Here is a 17371-nt window from a genome sequence, read left to right on the forward strand (position 1 = left end):
TTTCACCCCGTCACTGCTTGGGCTTCCTGGGCTTCGCGGGCCCGGTGAACTCCTCGTACGCGGCCACGACCTCCTTGGCGGGGCCGTCCATCCGCAGGGTGCCGGCCTCGAGCCAGATCGCCCGGTCACAGGTGTCGGTGATCGACCTGTTGCTGTGGCTGACCAGGAACACCGTGCCGGCCTCCTCGCGGAGCTCCATGATCCGGTCCTTGCTGCGCCGCTGGAACTTCGCGTCGCCGGTGGACAGCGCCTCGTCGATCAGCAGGACGTCGTGGCTCTTGGCGGCCGCGATGGAGAAGCGCAGCCGGGCCCCCATGCCGGAGGAGTAGGTGCGCATGGGCAGGGTGATGAAGTCGCCCTTCTCGTTGATGCCGGAGAAGTCGACGATGTCCTGGTAGCGCTCGCGGATCTGTTCACGCGTCATGCCCATGGCCAGCCCGCCGAGCACCACGTTGCGCTCACCGGTCAGGTCGCTCATCAGGGCGGCGTTCACGCCGAGCAGCGAGGGCTGGCCCTGGGTGTGGACCCGGCCCTTCGACGGGGGCAGCAGCCCCGCGATCGCCTTGAGGAGCGTCGACTTCCCGGATCCGTTGGAGCCGATCAGGCCGATGGCCTCGCCCTTGTACGCGGCGAAGCTGACGCCCTTCACGGCGTGCACCTGGCGTGCGCCCCGAGGCTGGCGGCGGGACACGATCCGGTTCAGGGCGGAGGTGGCGCTGCCCCTGCCGGTGCGGGCGCCGTTGACCGTGTAGGTGATGTGGACGTCGTCGACGACGACGGTGGGTACACGCATGTCAGGGGTGTCAGCCACGTCCGTACCGCTCCTCGGCCTTCCAGAAGTACACGAAACCGCCGATGCCGCAGACGAGTGCCCAGCCGGTCGCGACGGCCCACACGTGCGGGGGCAGCTGCGCGCCGGTGAAGCTGTCGATCAGGGCGTAGCGCATCAGGTCGATGTAGACGGCCGCCGGGTTGCACTCCAGCGCCAGCAGGACGAGCCGCGGCACCCGGTCGGTGGTGAGCAGGGTGTCGAGGCTCCACATGACGCCCGACGCGTACATCCAGGTGCGCAGGATGAAGGGGGTCAGCTGGGCGATGTCGGGGGTCTTGGCGGCGAGCCTGGCCATGACCATCGAGATGCCGGTGTTGAACAGGGCCTGCAGGGCGAGCGCCGGGATGGCCAGCAGCCAGGACGGCCGGGGGTACTGGCCGAACACCAGCAGGATCAGGAACAGCGCGCCCAGGGAGAACAACAGCTGCTGGAGCTGCTGGATGGCCAGGGCGATCGGCAGGGACGCGCGGGGGAAGTGCAGGGCCCGGACGAGTCCGGTGTTGCCGCTGATGGCCCGGGTGCCGGCCGTGATCGAGCTGGCGGTGAAGGTCCAGATGAAGACGCCGGTGACGAGGAAGGGCACGTAGTCGGGGACTCCGTGCGCGGTGTTCATCAGGACGCCGAAGATGAAGTAGTAGACCGTCGCGTTGAGCAGCGGGGTCATGATCTGCCAGATCTGGCCGAGCTTCGCCTGGCTGTACTGAGCGGTCAGCTTGGCCGTGGCGAAGGCGGTGATGAAGTGCCTGCGCCCCCAGAGCTGCCGGATGTACGCACCGAGCGTCGGCCGGGCTCCGCTGACTGTCAGTCCGTGCCGGGCCGCTAGCGCGGCCAGCTCGCCGGGTCCGTACACGGGGAGGAGGTCGGGAGATGCGGTGTCCACCGGGGCCGGCGGGGCTGCTGTCTGGCTCACCACGGTCGCTTTCGACGGGAGGCGGGGGGATCAAGGCGAACAGATCCGGTCCGATGGGACGGCACCGTATCGTCGCAACGCTGACAGTAGGACGTTTGTACGTCGCAACGCAACCGTTTCGTCGTCACGGTCTATCATTCGGGCCATGACCACCGAACGGCGAACCGGGCGCCGCACCCCGGCAGGTGCCGCGGTGCTGCGCGAGGACGTGACCGACGCGATCCGCGGCGCCGTCTTCGATGAGCTGGCCGCCGTCGGATTCGCGCGGATGTCGATCGAGGGCATCGCCCGGCGCGCGGGAGTGGGCAAGACCGCCGTCTACCGCCGCTGGAAGTCCAAGCTCCACCTGGTCCTGGACCTGGTCGCGGCCGTCGCCGCGCAGGGCATGCCGGCGCCGGCGACCGGTTCGCTGTACGGGGACGTGCGCGCCGTGCTCGAACTGGCCGCGTACGCCCTGCGTCACCCCGTCGCCTCGCAGGTGATCCCTGACCTGCTGGTCGAGGCGGCCCGTAACCCGGAGATCTCCGATGCCATCAAGGCCGCCCTGCTGGACCAGCAGCAGGGAGTGGCCGCCGTGGTCGTACGGGCGGCGGTGGCGCGTGGCGAGCTGCCCGAGGGCTGTGATCCCGACCGGGCGCTGGACCTCATCGTCGGACCGCTGTACTGGCGCCTCGTCGTCGTCCGCGGAGATCTTCCCCAGGGGTACCTGGACGATCTCGCGGCCTCGGCCGTCCGGGCGCTCAAGGCCTGACGGGGTGCGGCGGGGCGGACGCCCCGTCGAGCAGCCGGTCCACGACGCGGCGTGCCGCCCCGCCGTCGGCGGGGCCGCAGTGGTCCCGACGGAAGCTCTCGTACGCCTCGGCGTGCGGGTCCTGCGAAGTCGGTACGGCCGTGGCCCGCACGGCCCGGGCGACCTCCTGGGTGGTGACGAGCAGCGGCCCGGGGGCCCGGGTCCCGAAGTCCAGGCAGAAGCCGCGCACGGTGTCCCTGTAGTGCTCCAGGTCGTACGTGTGGAAGAGCATCGGACGGCCGGTGATGGCGAAGCCGAACGCCAGGCCCGAGTAGTCGGTGACCAGCACATCGGCGATCAGCAGGAGCTCGGTGGCGTCCGGGTGCGTGGACACGTCGCGCAGGGCGGGGTGCGCGGGCACGCTGCCGGTCACCCGGGGGTGCCTGCGGACCAGCACGGTGGTGCGGTCGTCCAGGGACCCTGCCAGTGCGGGCAGGTCGAGTGCCGGATCCCAGCGGTACAGCGGGCCGGAGCCGCCGGGCACGACGGACGGCGGGTGCGCGAGGTGATCGCGGTACGTCGGCGCGTACAGCACCACGCGGTGGCCCTCCGGGACGCCGAGGCCACGGCGTACCCGCTCGGCCGCCCTGTCCCGGCCGGGTGCGGACAGCAGGTCGTCGGCCGGGGAACCCGCCTCCAGCACCTCACCTCGGTAGGCCAGGGCGCGGCGGAGGTGCGGGGTGGCGAAGGCGCTGGGGGAGACCAGGAGCGACCACTGGGCGGAGCGGTGCGCGAGGGTGGCCAGGTACTGGTGATCGGCGTACAGGGTGCCGGTGAGGTCCAGGCCGAACCGGCCGAGCGGGGCGCCGTGCCAGGTCTGTACGACCGTCTGGTCCGGGCGGCGCTCGAACCAGACGGGCAGCTGCCCGGCCACGACGATCCGGCGGGCCCGCGCCAGCGCCTCGTACCAGGCGGTGCTGTGCGCCACGACGGGGGCGGCCGTGGGCGGGACGCGGGTCGCGGCGCCCGCGGATCCGTCGGTGACCCAGAGGTGCTCGGTGGCGGTGCTCCGGCGCACGAGCTCGGCGTGCACGGCGCGCGGGGACCCCTCACCGGCGTAGAGCACGACGTCCCGGAGCGGCAGCCGGCGCTGCGCCGGGTAGTGCGCCGTCCGTAGTCGGCGCTGGTGGTACGCGCTCCGCTCGGCGTCGGCGAGCGCCGGCGCGCAGTGCACGGTCAGCCGGTCGCCGTGACGGCGGTCCAGGCGGAAGCGCGCGCCGGCGGCGCTCACAGGAAGGAGGGCGGCGAGCGCCGCGCCGACGCGCACGGGCCGGTCGTCCAGGAACACCTCGTAGTCGCCCTCCCGGGGCGGCCGGGTGAGCACGGCCGTGAAGCGGGCCTCCTGGTGTGCGACGGGGACCGCCATCGTCTCCCCGAGCGCGCTGTGCCGCAGGACGAGTACACCGGTCCCGGCTCCCTCGATGCGCAGCCCGCCGTCAGGAGCGGGCCGGGCGCGGTACACGCGAGGACCGCCGGACACCTCCACCACCAGACGGCCCGCGGCGTCCGCGAAGGCGGGTGGCGGCAGGTCCGGGGACGCGGCGAGCGGCGCGCGGACACCGTCGGTCAGGAGCGCGGCCCGCCACCGGGCCCCCGGTGCGGGCCCGGCGGCGAGCGCAGCGAGCGGGATCCGGGCGCTGAAGCTGCCCCCGCCCCCGTCCGGACCGTCGTCGCACCGCACCGGGCAGACGTGTTCCGCGGCCCCGTCACGGCTCAGCACCAGCGCTGAGGGCCGCGCACCCCCGTACAGCAGGCCGGTCAGTTCCAGGGCGTCCGGCCCGCGGTCGTGGCCGGTGGCCACCGCCGGGAGGCTGGTCACGGCCAGTTCCAGCCGGCCGTCCCGGTAGCCGAGCACCGCGCGCCGCCCCTCGCCCAGGTCGTGGACCAGCGGCTGCGCGGCGGACGCCTCCACCGCGCGCAGCGCCGCCCGCCGTACGACGCCGTGCCCGGCCACCACCACGCCCACCAGCCAGGTGCCCGGCCCCAGCCGGGCAGGATCGAGGACCATCTCGAAGCCCGCGTAGTCGTAAGCGTGCAGTTCCTGGCCGGAGTCCGCGGTGGCGCGGTCCGTGCGTACCGTGCGCACCGGGACGGCCCGCAGCCGTCCGCCCGCCGCCTCCCGCACCAGACCGGCCTTCAGCGAGTGCCGGGCCGCCCGGGCCGGGAGGTTGCGGATGTACGCGTATCCCCGCAGCCGTAGCCGGCCGTCCTCCTCCCACGACGCCCCCACCAGCCGCGCCACGGCGGGCAGGTCACCCTTGCCGAGGCGGGCCGGGGGACCGGCCACGACTGCGGGGTGCACCGCGCGCCGCCGTCCCGGGAGGCCCGCGACGCTGAAGGTGCCTGCTCCGTTGGCCCGTTCGAACTCCAGGAGGGCCAGCAGCTCGTCGGCCCTGCGCTCGCGCACCAGCTGCCAGCGGATGCGCGCGTCGGCCGGAAGCCCGGCCAGCGCCGCGTCGCCCGCCCGGTCGAGGAAGGCGCCCGCGTCCGCCATGAACGCCGCGCGGTAGTCGGGACCGCCCATGGGCAGCCCTTCCAGGAAGTACACGAAGTCGTCGCGCAGGCACGAGGTGTCGTAGCGCAGCCGCTGTGCGGCGCCGCGGTCCGCGAGGAAGGCGCTGACCTGCTCACAGGCCGCGATCCGGTCCCGTACGCCCCGTACGTCCGTACGCCGCCGGGTGATCGAGCCCTCCCGGACCCGCCAGTGGTAGACGTGCTCGCGCAGCACGTCCACCGACCCGGCGAGGTAGTGCGCCGGGATCATCACCGGGGTGTCCTCGTAGAGCTTGCCCACGGGGAAGGAGAAGGCGTGCCGGTCCCAGAAGGAGCGCCGGAACACCTTGTTCCAGGCGACGCGGTCGGCCAGCAGCCGGGAGTCGCGGGTGATGTGGGTGCGGGGGCGGTCGGCGGTCAGCCAGCGGTACTGCCAGGCCTGCCGGCTTCCCTGCCCGCTGAGCCGCCACACGTTGCCCGTCACCAGGTCCGAGCCGGTCGCCTCCAGGGAGGCCAGCATCCGTTCGTAGGCGTCGGGGACCACGATGTCGTCGCTGTCGGCGAACGCCAGGTAGGGGACATCGGCGGTGGTGTGCGCGATGCCCGTGTTGCGGGCCGCGCTCAGTCCCGCGTTGGCCTGGTGGACGCAGCGGAAGCGGTCGTCCCGGGCGGCGAACTCCTCGGCGATGCGGCGGCTCCCGTCCGTCGAGCCGTCGTCGACGAGCACCACCTCGATGTCCTTCAGGGACTGTCCCGCCAGCGAGGTGAGGCACTCCTCCAGATAGTCCTCGACGTTGTGCACCGGGACGACGACGCTGAGGAGTGGCTTCATGTGCGGCTCAACCGGGGAAAGCGCCCCGGGTCACGCCACTGACCCGAACGGGTGAAGATCCCTGGGGTGGGCCGTGCGGTCCCCGTTACGCTCGGCTGCCATGCTGCTCAGTGTCGTCGTGTCCGCCCACCGCGTTCAGGGGTATCTCAGGGCCTCCCTGGAGTCCGTGACCGGGCAGCAGCCGGAGGGGGGCGGGCCGGCGGACCTGGAGCTGATCGCCGTCTGCGCGTCCGGCGACGGACCGGAGCCCGCCATCGCGCGGGAGTGCGCCGCGCGCGACCCCCGGGTGCGCGTGCTCGTCCTCGACGGTCCCTGGGACCGGGGCGCGGCCCGTAACACCGGTGCGGCGGCGGCGCGCGGGACCTATCTGCTCTTCCTCGACGGGGAGGACCTGCTCCTCCCCGGGGCGTTCGCGGAGATCTCCGGGCGGCTGGCGGAGGGCCGGCCCGATGTGCTGCGCCTGGGCCACGACCAGGTCGACTGGTGGGGCACGGCCCGGCCGGGTGATGCCCTGCCGGCCGCCCGTCACCAGCTCGTGCGCCGCGCCTTCTGGGACGCGCACCGACTCCGCTTCCCGGACGGGCCCTACGACGACGTCGTACCCGTCCACCGTGCGGCCTTCCTCGCCGCCGACGCGGGCACCCTCGCCTCGCTCGACCGCGTCTGCGTACGTCACCGGCTGCGCCGCACCGGTGCGTCCGCCGGCGCACCGGGCCGGAGCCATTTCGCCGTCATCGACGCGTACGAGCGGCTGGCCGCCGAGACCGGCGGCGACCCGCGTGTGCCGGGCGTGCGCCGCGCGCACCTGACGGCAGTGCTCGACGACCCGGGCCGGATCGCCCCCGGCGACCGTGCCGCCTTCTTCCGGGCGGCCGGGCTCCCCGGCCGGTACGCCGCACACCGGGCCCGGGCCGCGGTCCGCGCCGGGCGTGCCCGGGCGCGGACCGCCGCGCGCGCGGGCAGGAAGTCGCTGCGCGCCCGCGTGATGAGGGCGCTCTACCGCGCCGACCTGCACCGCCCGCTGGACCCCCGCCTCGCCGTCTACGGGGCCTACTGGAACCGGGGCGTCGCCTGTAATCCGGCCGCCGTCTACGCCAAGGCCCGGGAACTGGTCCCGCACATCCGGGGCGTCTGGGTCGTCTCCTCCCGGCACCGCGACCGGATGCCGCCCGGTGTGCCGTACGTCATCGAGGGCTCCCGCGCCTACTGGCGGACCATGGCCACCGCGACGTACCTCGTCAACAACTCCAGCTTCCCCGGCGGCTTCACCAAACGCCCCGGCCAGGTCTATCTGCAGACCCACCACGGCACCCCGCTGAAGACCATGGGCCTGGACCAGCTCCCGTACCCCGCCCTCACCAACGGCGTCAGCTTCGAGCGGGTCGTCGCCCACACCGACCAGTGGGACTTCAGCCTCTCCGCCAATCCGCACAGCACCGAGGTCTGGGACCGGGCCTACCCGTCCTCGTACGAACAACTGCCGTACGGCTACCCGCGCAACGACATCCTGTCGACCGCAGATCCGGGGCGGTGCGACAAGATCCGCGCGGAGCTCGGCATCGCACCCGGGGCGACCGTGCTGCTGTACGCACCGACCCACCGCGACTACCGCAAGGGCTTCGTCCCCCGGCTCGACCTGGAACGCCTCGGCCGGGAACTGGGGCCCGGCTGGGTGCTGCTGGTGCGCGCCCACTACTTCTACGGGCGTTCGGCGGGGACAGCGGCGCGGGGCCGGGTCCTCGACGTCACCGGCCACCCCGTCGTCGAGGAGCTCTTCCTGGCGTCGGACGCGTTGATCACCGACTACTCGTCCCTGATGTTCGACTACGCCTGCCTGGACCGTCCGGTCATCACCTACGCGCCCGACTGGGAGGCCTACCGCGCCTCTCGCGGCACCTACGTCGACCTGCTGTCGGGCCGTCCCGGCGACACCCCCGGCGCCGTCGCCACCACGGAGGACGAGCTGCGGGAGGTACTGCTCAGCGACGCCTGGAGGTCCCCGGAGGCCGACGCGCTGCGCGCCGCGTTCCGCAGCCGCTTCTGCCCGTACGACGACGGGCACGCGGCGGAGCGCGTGGTGCGCAGGATCTTCCCGGCGCGTCCGGACTGAGAGGGTCCGGCAACCGGGGGTCGCGGGTCGGGCACGCACTCCCCCGAGACCTGAAGGCCCGAAGACTCCCCTCGCGTTGCCTCGCTCCGCACCCCGGCATCACCCGTACGGGGCGACCCCTCCGCGCCCCGCCGTCGTTGTGCTCAACAGCACGCGCTCACCGCAACGTTGGGAGAAGCTCATGCACCGGTCCGCCTACGAGCAGATGCGGCTCTGTATCGAGGAGTACCTGCCCAGGGCCCGCAGGCACCGCGTCGTGGACCTCGGCTCGCGGATCTCCGGCAAGCAGACCCGCACCCACCGAGGGCTGCTGGCGGACCACGACATCGACTACTTCGGGGTCGATGTCCTCGACGGCCCCAACGTCGACGCGGTCATGACCCGGCCCTACCGGATCCCCGCGAAGTCGCGCAGCGCCGATGTGGTGCTGTCCGGCCAGGCCTTCGAGCACATCCCCTTCTTCTGGGTGTCGATGATGGAGATCGCCCGGGTGCTCAGGCCCGGCGGCTACGCCTTCATCACCGCGCCCTCGCGCGGCCATGCCCATGACGCGCAGGACTGCTGGCGCTACTACCCGGACGGGTTCCGGGCGATGGCCGCCCACTCCCGCCTCGAACTCTGCGAGGCCTACACGGACTTCCCGCCGGCCAAGGGCATCTGGCACGACTACGCCTCCATCGACGCCAAGGCCGCCTACTGGGGCGACTCGGTGGGCGTCTTCCGCAGGCCGCGGCCGCACCGCCGGCCGGTGACCCGGCTGAAGAACACGCTGGCCGACTTCGCCGTGCGGGAGACGGCGGTGTGGTGGGCCAACCGGGCCGGGGGAGTGGACCGGGTGCCGCTGCCGCGCCCGCTGGACGGCCGGGAACGGTGCGGGCGGCCGGACAGCCGTACGGTCGCATCAACCAAAGGTTGACGAAAGATGACATGAGCCGCAAAGCGCGCGTACTGTCCGGCCCCATGGCTTGGCGCAACGCCGTCAACGGCGTCCTTCAGCAACTCACCGGGTACCAGCTCAGGCGCGCGGCGCTGCCCGCTCCCCGCCCGGCCCCCGCCGAGCCGCCGGCGGTGGCGCAGAAGCAGGCACCGCAGAAGCAGGCGGCGAAGGCGTCGCAGTTCCCCGCCGACTACGACGACGAGGCGAAGGACATCATCCGTGCGGTCAAGCCGTACACCATGACCTCCCCGGAGCGGCTCAACGCCTTCGTCCTCGCGACCCGGCACATCGTCAGGCACGGCATCCCGGGGGACGTCGTCGAGTGCGGCGTCTGGCGCGGCGGTTCCATGCAGGCCTGTGCCAGGACGCTGCTGTCGCTGGGCGAGACGGGGCGCGACCTCTACCTCTTCGACACCTACGAGGGCATGACACCGCCCACTGCCGAGGACCTGCGGCGGGACGGCAGGCCGGCCCAGGAGCTGCTGGACGCGCAGGGCAAGGACCGCCCCATCTGGGCCGTGGCCTCCCTGGAGGACGTACAGGCCGGTTTCGAGCAGGTCCCGTACCCGAAGGACCGCGTCCACTACGTACGGGGCAAGGTCGAGGACACCGTCCCGGGGCAGGCACCGGAGCAGATCTCCATCCTCCGGCTGGACACCGACTGGTACGCGTCGACGAAGCACGAGCTCCAGCATCTGTACGGGCGCCTGGTGAGCGGCGGTGTGCTGCTGATCGACGACTACGGCTACTGGCAGGGCTCGCGCCAGGCCGTGGACGAGTTCCTGGAGGAGACCGGCGAGCAGCTCCTGCTGCTCCGCATGGACGAAGGCCGGATCGCCGTCAAACCCTGAGCAGGCAATGCCCGGTCGAACCCCGAGCGGGCAGTGCCCCCCTCGCGAGCCCCGTGCCTCCCCGGCGCGGGGCTCGTTCCCCGTACAGGAAGTCCGTTCGTCCGTCCGGAAGGATCGTGCGCAGCGCCATGGCACCCCGTCTCACCGTCGTCGTCCCGCTCTTCAACACCGAGGAGTACCTCGGAGCCTGCCTGGACTCCCTCGCCGGTCAGACCATGACCGATCTGGAAGTCGTCATGGTCGACGACGGGTCGACGGACGGGAGCGCCGACGTGGCGATGGAGTTCTCCCGGCGCGACCCGCGCTTCCGGCTGCTCCGGCAGAAGAACGCCGGGCTCGGGGCCGCGCGCAACGCCGGCGCGGAACAGGCGCATCCGGAGGCCGAGTACCTGGCGTTCGTCGACAGCGACGACGCCGTACCGGCGGGTGCCTTCGCCAGGATGCTCGGCGCGCTCGACGCGTCGGGCTCGGACTTCGCGACCGGTAACGTCCTGCGGCTCCGGCCGAACGGCGCGCTCGAGCAGTCCCCGATGTTCCGCAGGCCGATGGAGAGGGCCCGCCGGGCCACTCATGTCACCCGTGACTGGATCCTGCTCGGTGACCGCATCGCGTGCAACAAGGTGTTCCGCAGGTCCTTCTGGGACCAGCACGCCTTCGCCTTCCCGACGGGCGTCCTGTACGAGGACATCTCCGTCGTCCTGCCCGCACACTTCCTGGCACGCGGCGTCGACGTCGTGGCGGAGCCGGTCTACCACTGGCGGGACCGCGACGGCTCGATCACCTCCCGGCGCGCCGTGGCGCGGGGCATCCGCGACCGGGTCACCGCCGTGACCACGGTCAGCCGGTTCCTCGCGGACCGGGAGATGACGGAGGCGAAGCGGCGCTACGACGAGCACGTGCTCTCCGGCGACCTGTGGCTGTTCATCGAGGCGCTCCCGGACGGTGACGAGAGCTTCCACGAGGCCTTCCTCCTCCACGCCAACGCCTTCGCCGACACGGTCGAACCGGCCGTCCTCGACGCGCTTCCCCTGCACCTGCGGGTCAAGTGGCAGCTCATCAAGGAGCACAGGACCACGGAGCTGCTCGCGCTCCTGGCCCATGAGTCCACCGACCGTGACACCTTCCACGTACGGGGACGGCTGCGGCCCCGGGCCGAGTACCCGGGTATCGCCGCGCCCCTCCCACGCAAGGTCACCGCACTGGCCGCCGAGGACCTTCCCGTGCACGCGCACCTCACCGAGGCCGTGTGGCGGGACGGGCTCCTGCACCTCCAGGGGTACGCCTACGTCCGCAACGCCCCGGGCGGGTCGGCCGGGGCCGGCTGGCTGAGGTCGGGACGCCGGCTGGTCCCGCTCCGGCTGCGCAGGACGCCGACGGACGAGGCGGCGGCCGGGTCGGGCCGCTCGCTGCACGGCTACGAACGGTCCGGCTTCGAGACCGTCGTGGACCCGCGCCGGCTCGTCACCCTGCGCACCAGGCGGGGCGTCCAGACCCTCTGGAAGCTGGAATCCGTCGTCATCGGCGCGGGCCGGCCGCGCCGGGGGCCGATGCGGCTGCTCGGCAATCCGGCCGCGCCCGCGGTGCGTTACGTCGACGAGCGCACCCGGGTCGTGCCGCTGCTCGCCGGGAACAAGCTGGAACTGCGTGCCGAGCGGGTCGACGCCGTGCTCGCCGGCCACGCGCCGACCGGTGACGCGATCCGGATCGCGGTGCGGCTGCTCGGCGGGGACACACCGACGGCCCTGCGGATCCAGGAGTGGCGCACGAAGGAGACCCGCGAGTTCCCCCTGTCGACGGACAGGCCGACGGACGGGCCGACGGACGGGGGCACGTCCCGGAGCGGGGACGGCCGCACCGTCATCGCCGAGGTGCCGCTGGTGACGTTCCGTGGCTCCGACGGCGACTGGGGTGTGCAACTGGTCGCCGGGGAGCGCCGGCTGACGGTCGCCGCCCGCCCGGAGACCGACGCCGCGCGGTATCCGCTGCCCGGTGGCCGCGAGATCTACGCCGCCGCCAATCCCTCCGGTGACCTGGTGCTCACCGACCGGGACGTGCGGCCCGTCGCCACCTCCGTCTCGTGGACGGACGACGGCGGCCTGCTCCTCGAGGGGACCTTCCCGGCCGTGCGGGACCGCCCGGTCGAGCTCGTCCTGCGCCACAGCGGCCACCAGGAGGAGAACGGCTTCGCCGTGGAACGCACGGGCACCGGTTTCCGCACGGCGCTGTCTCCCGGTGCCGTGGACGGGGCGGGTGGGGCGCTGCCGCTCGCCGAGGGCCGGTGGTATCTCTCCCTCCGGGAGCGTGGTGTGACCGATCCGGAGCGGTACGCCCCGCTGCGCGTGGTGCACCAGCTGCACGCGGGCCTGCCGGTGGGGCGCGAGTTGGGAGGGCGCCGCTTCACCCTGGAGAGGCGCTTCCACGACCGGCTCTCCCTGCGGTCCGGCAGTGCCTTGCCGCCGGGGGAGCGGGGGGCGTACGGACAGCGCCGGCTGCGCGAGCGGTATGTGAGCCTGCGGGGACGGGAGCTGTGGGACACCGTCCTCTACTCCAGCTTCGACGGGCGCCAGTACTCGGATTCGCCCCGCGCCGTCCACGAGGAGCTGGTCCGGCGCCGCACCGGCGTCCGGCACCTCTGGGTGGTGCGGGACCAGCAGGCCGCGGTGCCGGCGGGGGTCCGCGCCGTGGCCCTGCACAGCGCCGAATGGCACGAGGCCCTGGCCCGCAGCCGGTGGATCGTCACCAACACCCAGCTGCCCGAGTGGTTCGAGCGGTCGGAGGGGCAGTGCGTCGTGCAGACCTGGCACGGCACCCCGCTCAAGCGCATCGGCCGTGACCTGGCGGGCACCGCGTTCGCGGACACCGCGTACATGGACTCCATGCCTCGGCGTGCCGCCCAGTGGAGCGTGCTCGTCTCGCCGAACAGTTTCTCCACGCCCGTCCTGCGCCGCGCCTTCGGACACACGGGCGAGGTGCTCGAGTGCGGCTACCCGCGCAACGACCTGCTGCACGCCCCCGACCGGGCGAAGCTCGCCGACGCCGTCCGGCAGTCGCTCGGCGTGCCCGACGGCAAGCGCGTCGTCCTGTACGCCCCCACCTGGCGCGAGGACCTGCCCAGGCGGAGCGGGCTGTACGGGCTGGACCTCCAGCTGGACCTGGGCCAGGCGCGGAAGGCACTGGGCGACGACCACGTCCTGCTGGTCCGCCGCCACTACCTGGTCGGCGGGACCATCCCGGAGAGCGACTTCGTCCGGGACGTGTCACGCCATCCCGAAGTCGCGGAGCTGATGCTGATCAGCGATGTGCTGGTCACGGACTACTCGTCCCTGATGTTCGACTTCGCGCAGACGGGGCGGCCCATGCTCTTCCACACCTACGACCTGGAGCACTACCGCGACACCCTGCGCGGCTTCTGCTTCGACTTCGAGAACCGGGCGCCCGGCCCACTGATCACCGACTCGGCCGCGGTCGTCGAGGCGTTGCGTGACCCGGAGGCCGCGACGGCGGGCCACCGCGAGGCGTACGCGGCCTTCCGCGAGTCCTTCTGTGACCTCGACGACGGGACGGCGGCCGCCCAGGTCGTGGACCGGATGCTGAAGGGGGTGCGGGCATGAGCACGCTCGACTTCAGCTGTGTGATCACCGCGGCGGAGGACGGGGAGGACGCGTGGGCGGCGTCCGTGGAGTCCGTGCTCGACCAGAGCCTGCGCGCCGTCGAGGCCCTCGTCGTCCTGCCCGCCGGCTCATCCGTAGCTCTGCGGAAGGCGGCCGGATCGTTCGCCGACCGGGCGCCGGACCGCCTCCGCGTCCTCGACCCCGATACGGACTCCGTCGCCGCGCTGCGCAACGCCGGCCTGGTCGCGGCGCGGGGCACGTACGTCCTCGTGCTCGACACCGGTGAACGTCTCCAGCGGCACGCCTGCCGTAACCTCTGGGAGGCCGGGTCGCGCACCCGTGCCGACCTGGTCGCAGGGCGCTGGAGCCGGCACACCGGGGACGGCGGGAAGGAGCGGGAACCCTCCTGGCAGCATCCGCTGTTCCTCCGCTCCCGTACGGTCCGCCGGTTCGACGAAGCCCCCGGACTGGTCGTGCGCGACGCCCTGGTCACCGGATTCTGTCTGCGCCGCGCGGCGGTGGAGCGGCACGCGCTGCGCTACGACGAGGACCTCACCCACAGCGGGATCCTGTTCGGGCCGCTGGCGGCGGCCGCCGTCGGCCGGATCGCACTCGTACGCCGCCGGATCGTCTCCGGGAGGGCCGTACCGGACGCAGGCCGGGACCTCGCCGGGCTCGTGGAGGCACACCGGCGGGTGTGCCACGTGCTGGTGGCCCAAGGGCTGGCGGAACTGTGCGAGGAGCGGGAGCGCGCCTTCCTCCAGGACCACCTCGTGCCGCTGGTGCGTACCTTCCCCGAGCGGCCCGCCGCCGCACGCGAACGCATCACGGCGACAGCGGCCCGGGTCCTGCCCGGCTGCGTCCCGCAGCCGGCCCTGCTCACCCTCCCGCCCGTCGAGCGGGTGGGTGTCCGGCTGCTGGAGCGGGGCGATGCGGACGCGGTGCTCACCGCGGCGTACGCGCTGCGCAGGAGGGGTGTCGTGGCGGCGCCCCTCACGACGGCGGACGACGGACGGGTGTACTGGCCCGGCGGGCCCGACCCCGTGCTGGACGTCACCGAACTCGGCCACCGGTACCGCACCTTCGGCGAGCTGAAGCTGATGAACAGGCTCACCCGCTACGAGGCCGAGGGCCGGTGGGTCCTGCTGGCGGGCCGCCTCGCCCTGCCGGCGCACACCGGCCCCGACCCGGACGGTCCCCTCACGGCCCAGCTGGAATTCCGCGTACGCGACGGCCTGCGCACGTTCCGCGCCCCGGTCGACGTGCTGCGGCCGGACGCCACCGGGATCAGCTGGTCGGTCCGCGCCGACCTCACCCGCCTGCTGCGTCCACTCGGCGCCCGCGACACGGTGTGGGACGTGCGGATGGTCGTGGAGGACGGCCGGACCCGCTCGGTGAGCGACCTCTTCGCCGCCCATGACCTCGTCGGCCCGGGGGACCGTTCTCCCGCGCTGCCCCGGATGGGCAGAGCGGCCGGGGACACCTGGCAGCCCTACGTCACCCTGCGGGACCATCTGGCGCTGCGGCTGGAAGCCCGCCGCCGACCGGCCCGCACGGTCCGCCGGCTGGTCCACTACGCCACCCACTTCCGCCCCGCCCGCCGTGCCAGGCTCCTGCTGCGGGCCTTGCGCAAGCGCCGGGACCGGCTGCACAGCAGGGGCTTCAAGGTCTCCGTCTACCGCTCATGGCTGCTCCGGCTTCCCGTGCGCAAGGGCTCCGTGGTCTTCGAGAGCCACATGGGCAGCTGCTACGGCGACAGCCCCCGGGCGGTCCACGAGGAGGTGCGGGCCCGGGGACTCCCGCTGCGCTGCGTCTGGTCGTACGCCGATTCCCCGGCCGGTTTCCCCACGGACGCCACGCTCGTGCGCCGCTGGTCCTGGCGCTATCTGTGGGCCCTGGCCCGCGCGGAGTACTGGGTCGACAACCAGGGTTTCCCGCAGCACCTCGACAAGCCCTCCGGCACGACCTACCTCCAGACCTGGCACGGGTCGGCGTACAAACGCATGGGCTTCGACGAGACACGGGTCCGCCTGCAGAACGCCCCGCAGCGCGAACGGCTCCAGAAGGCGGTGCGGCGCTTCGACCACTTCCTCGTACGCTCCGAACACGACGAGCGCACACTGGCCCGCGCCTATCGGCTGCCCGAGGAAACCCTGCTGCGCACCGGCTACCCGCGCAACGACGCCCTGGTGGCCGCGCGTGCCCGGGACGAGGCCGAGGGGCGGCTGCCCCGTCCGGCGCTCGCGGCGGAGCTGGGCCTGCCCGATCACCGCAAGGTCGTGCTGTACGCGCCGACGTTCCGGGGCGGGCCGGGCAAGCGGAAGCGGCAGCGGCTCCTGCTCGACGCGGCGCGCTTCGCGGAACGCTTCGGTGACACCTGCACACTGCTGGTGCGGGCGCACTACCTGGAGGCCGCCAGCCTGCCCGTCTGCCCGCCGGGGACGGTCGTGGACGTCTCACGCCATCACGACGTCAGCGAACTGCTGGCGCTCACCGACGTCCTGGTCACCGACTACTCGTCGATCATGTTCGACTACGCGCTCCTGGACCGGCCGATCGTGCTGTTCGCCCCCGATCTCGACGCCTACGCCGCGGAGCGGGGCAGCTATTTCGACCTGCGGGACAAGGCGCCGGGACCGGTGACGGAGACCGAGGAGGAGCTGTTCGCCGTCCTGGCCCGGCTGAAGACCGCGGACACCGGCTACCAGGAGCAACGCGCGTCCTTCGCCGCGGAGTTCGGCGGGTACGACCGCGGGGACGCGGCCCGCACGGTCGTCGACACCGTGTTCGCCCGGCACATCGTCCCGTCCCGCACCGTCCGTACCGGGGAGGCCGGCCGATGAGCCGCGACCGTGATCTCTTCATCGTCTCCAACAGCACCGACGAACTCGGCGGTGTGACCGGCTGGATGCACCGCACCGCCCAGCTGTTCCAGGAGGCGGGCCACCGGGTGCACACCATCGGCGTCCACGCCGCCGAGCGGAAGATGGCCCTGCCCGAGCCGCCCGGCTACCCCGTGACCGCCCTGTACCCGGAGCACCCTCCGACGCCCTGGGAGCCCACGGGCCTGCGGGACCGCTTCAGGATCTCCGCCCGGCGTGCCGAGGCCGACCGGGTGGCCCGGAAGCAGCGCGCCGTCGAGCGGCTCTCGCAGATCTTCCGGGCCGCCCGGCCCGGCGGGGTGGTCATCGTCAGCCAGGTCTGGGCGATGGAGTGGGTCGGCGAGGCGGACACCGCCGGTCTGCGGGTCATCGGGATGAGTCATGAGTCCTACGACTACTCGCGGGCGAGCCACCGCTACCGCTGGATCAAGAACCACTACCCGCCGCTGGACCGCTGGCTCGTCCTCACCGAGGAGGACGCCGACCAGTGGGCGGGCGACGGGATGAACAACGTCGGCTTCATGCCCAACGCGTTGGCCGCGCTGCCCGACGTGCCCTCCCCGCGCCGCGAGAAGTCGGTCGCGAGCATCGGCCGGCTCACCGACCAGAAGGGCATCGACATGCTCCTGGACGTCTGGGCACGGGTGGCTCCGCAGCGCCCCGACTGGCGGCTGGACGTGCACGGGACGGGCGAGGACGAAGCGGACCTCAGGGCCCGGTGCACCGCGCTGGGGCTGGACTCCTCGGTCAGGTGGTGCGGCCGTACGGACGACGTCCCCGGCGCCCTCGCCGGCTCCTCCGTCTTCGTCCAGTCCTCACGCGGCGAGGGTTTCCCGCTCGCGCTGCTGGAGGCCATGGCGAGCGGGGTGCCGTGCGCGGCGTTCGACTGCGCGCCGGGCGTACGGGAGATCGTGCGCGACGGCGAGGACGGACTGCTGGCGCCTGCGGGTGACATCGGCGCGCTCGCCGACCGGCTGCTCCGGCTCACCGGCAACCCCCGTATGCGGGACGCCATGGGGGACCGGGCGCGGACCAACGTCCAGCGGTTCTCCGAGGCGGAGATCATGGGCCGCTGGGAGGAGCTGTTCGCGTTCCTGGAACGCTGACGCCCCCGGCCCCGAGC

Annotated in this window: 10 protein-coding genes; 7 read left to right on the top strand and 3 right to left on the bottom strand. The window is 73.0% G+C overall.

The genetic code is table 11. The features are described from left to right. Positions 1-10 precede the first annotated feature (10 nt). Positions 11-793, bottom strand: coding sequence for an ABC transporter ATP-binding protein (locus tag ACFYSH_RS18695; protein ID WP_388754179.1), 783 nt, complete (start codon positions 791-793; stop codon positions 11-13). 10 nt (positions 794-803) lie between these two features. Then, positions 804-1745, bottom strand: a complete 942-nt coding sequence (locus tag ACFYSH_RS18700) for an ABC transporter permease (RefSeq protein WP_388753705.1) — start codon at positions 1743-1745, stop codon at positions 804-806. A 142-nt stretch (positions 1746-1887) separates the two neighbouring features. Between ACFYSH_RS18700 and ACFYSH_RS18705 the strand changes: the two genes are divergently transcribed. After that, positions 1888-2493, top strand: coding sequence for a TetR/AcrR family transcriptional regulator (locus tag ACFYSH_RS18705; protein WP_359471452.1), 606 nt, complete (start codon positions 1888-1890; stop codon positions 2491-2493). Here the strand turns inward: ACFYSH_RS18705 and ACFYSH_RS18710 are convergent. Continuing rightward, a complete protein-coding gene (locus tag ACFYSH_RS18710) occupies positions 2483-5857 on the bottom strand; it encodes a CDP-glycerol glycerophosphotransferase family protein (RefSeq protein ID WP_388753710.1) in 3375 nt (1124 codons plus the stop codon). The genes ACFYSH_RS18705 and ACFYSH_RS18710 overlap by 11 nt on opposite strands. 100 nt (positions 5858-5957) lie before the next feature. Here ACFYSH_RS18710 and ACFYSH_RS18715 point away from each other — a divergent pair, with 100 nt between their 5' ends. From ACFYSH_RS18715 to ACFYSH_RS18740, 6 genes are all read left to right on the top strand, one after another. Next, positions 5958-7967, top strand: a complete 2010-nt coding sequence (locus ACFYSH_RS18715; protein WP_388753713.1) for a CDP-glycerol glycerophosphotransferase family protein — start codon at positions 5958-5960, stop codon at positions 7965-7967. Positions 7968-8148: 181 nt separating this feature from the next. Continuing rightward, positions 8149-8883, top strand: a complete 735-nt coding sequence (locus ACFYSH_RS18720) for a methyltransferase domain-containing protein (RefSeq protein ID WP_359471446.1) — start codon at positions 8149-8151, stop codon at positions 8881-8883. Positions 8884-8894: 11 nt separating this feature from the next. Next, complete coding sequence (locus ACFYSH_RS18725) at positions 8895-9755, top strand: TylF/MycF/NovP-related O-methyltransferase (RefSeq protein ID WP_388753716.1); 861 nt, start codon at positions 8895-8897, stop codon at positions 9753-9755. A gap of 128 nt (positions 9756-9883) precedes the next feature. Then, on the top strand, positions 9884-13366 hold the full coding sequence (locus tag ACFYSH_RS18730; protein WP_388753719.1) for a CDP-glycerol glycerophosphotransferase family protein: 3483 nt from the start codon (positions 9884-9886) through the stop codon (positions 13364-13366). After that, positions 13363-16209 carry a CDP-glycerol glycerophosphotransferase family protein gene (locus ACFYSH_RS18735; RefSeq protein WP_388753722.1) on the top strand — a complete coding sequence of 949 codons (2847 nt, stop codon included), beginning with the start codon at positions 13363-13365 and terminating at the stop codon, positions 16207-16209. The genes ACFYSH_RS18730 and ACFYSH_RS18735 overlap by 4 nt, the downstream gene beginning before the upstream one ends. After that, on the top strand, positions 16206-17354 hold the full coding sequence (locus ACFYSH_RS18740; RefSeq protein WP_388753725.1) for a glycosyltransferase: 1149 nt from the start codon (positions 16206-16208) through the stop codon (positions 17352-17354). The genes ACFYSH_RS18735 and ACFYSH_RS18740 overlap by 4 nt, the downstream gene beginning before the upstream one ends. Positions 17355-17371: the final 17 nt, after the last annotated feature.

Source organism: Streptomyces sp. NPDC005791 (assembly GCF_042871485.1).
Taxonomy (GTDB): Bacteria; Actinomycetota; Actinomycetes; order Streptomycetales; family Streptomycetaceae; genus Streptomyces.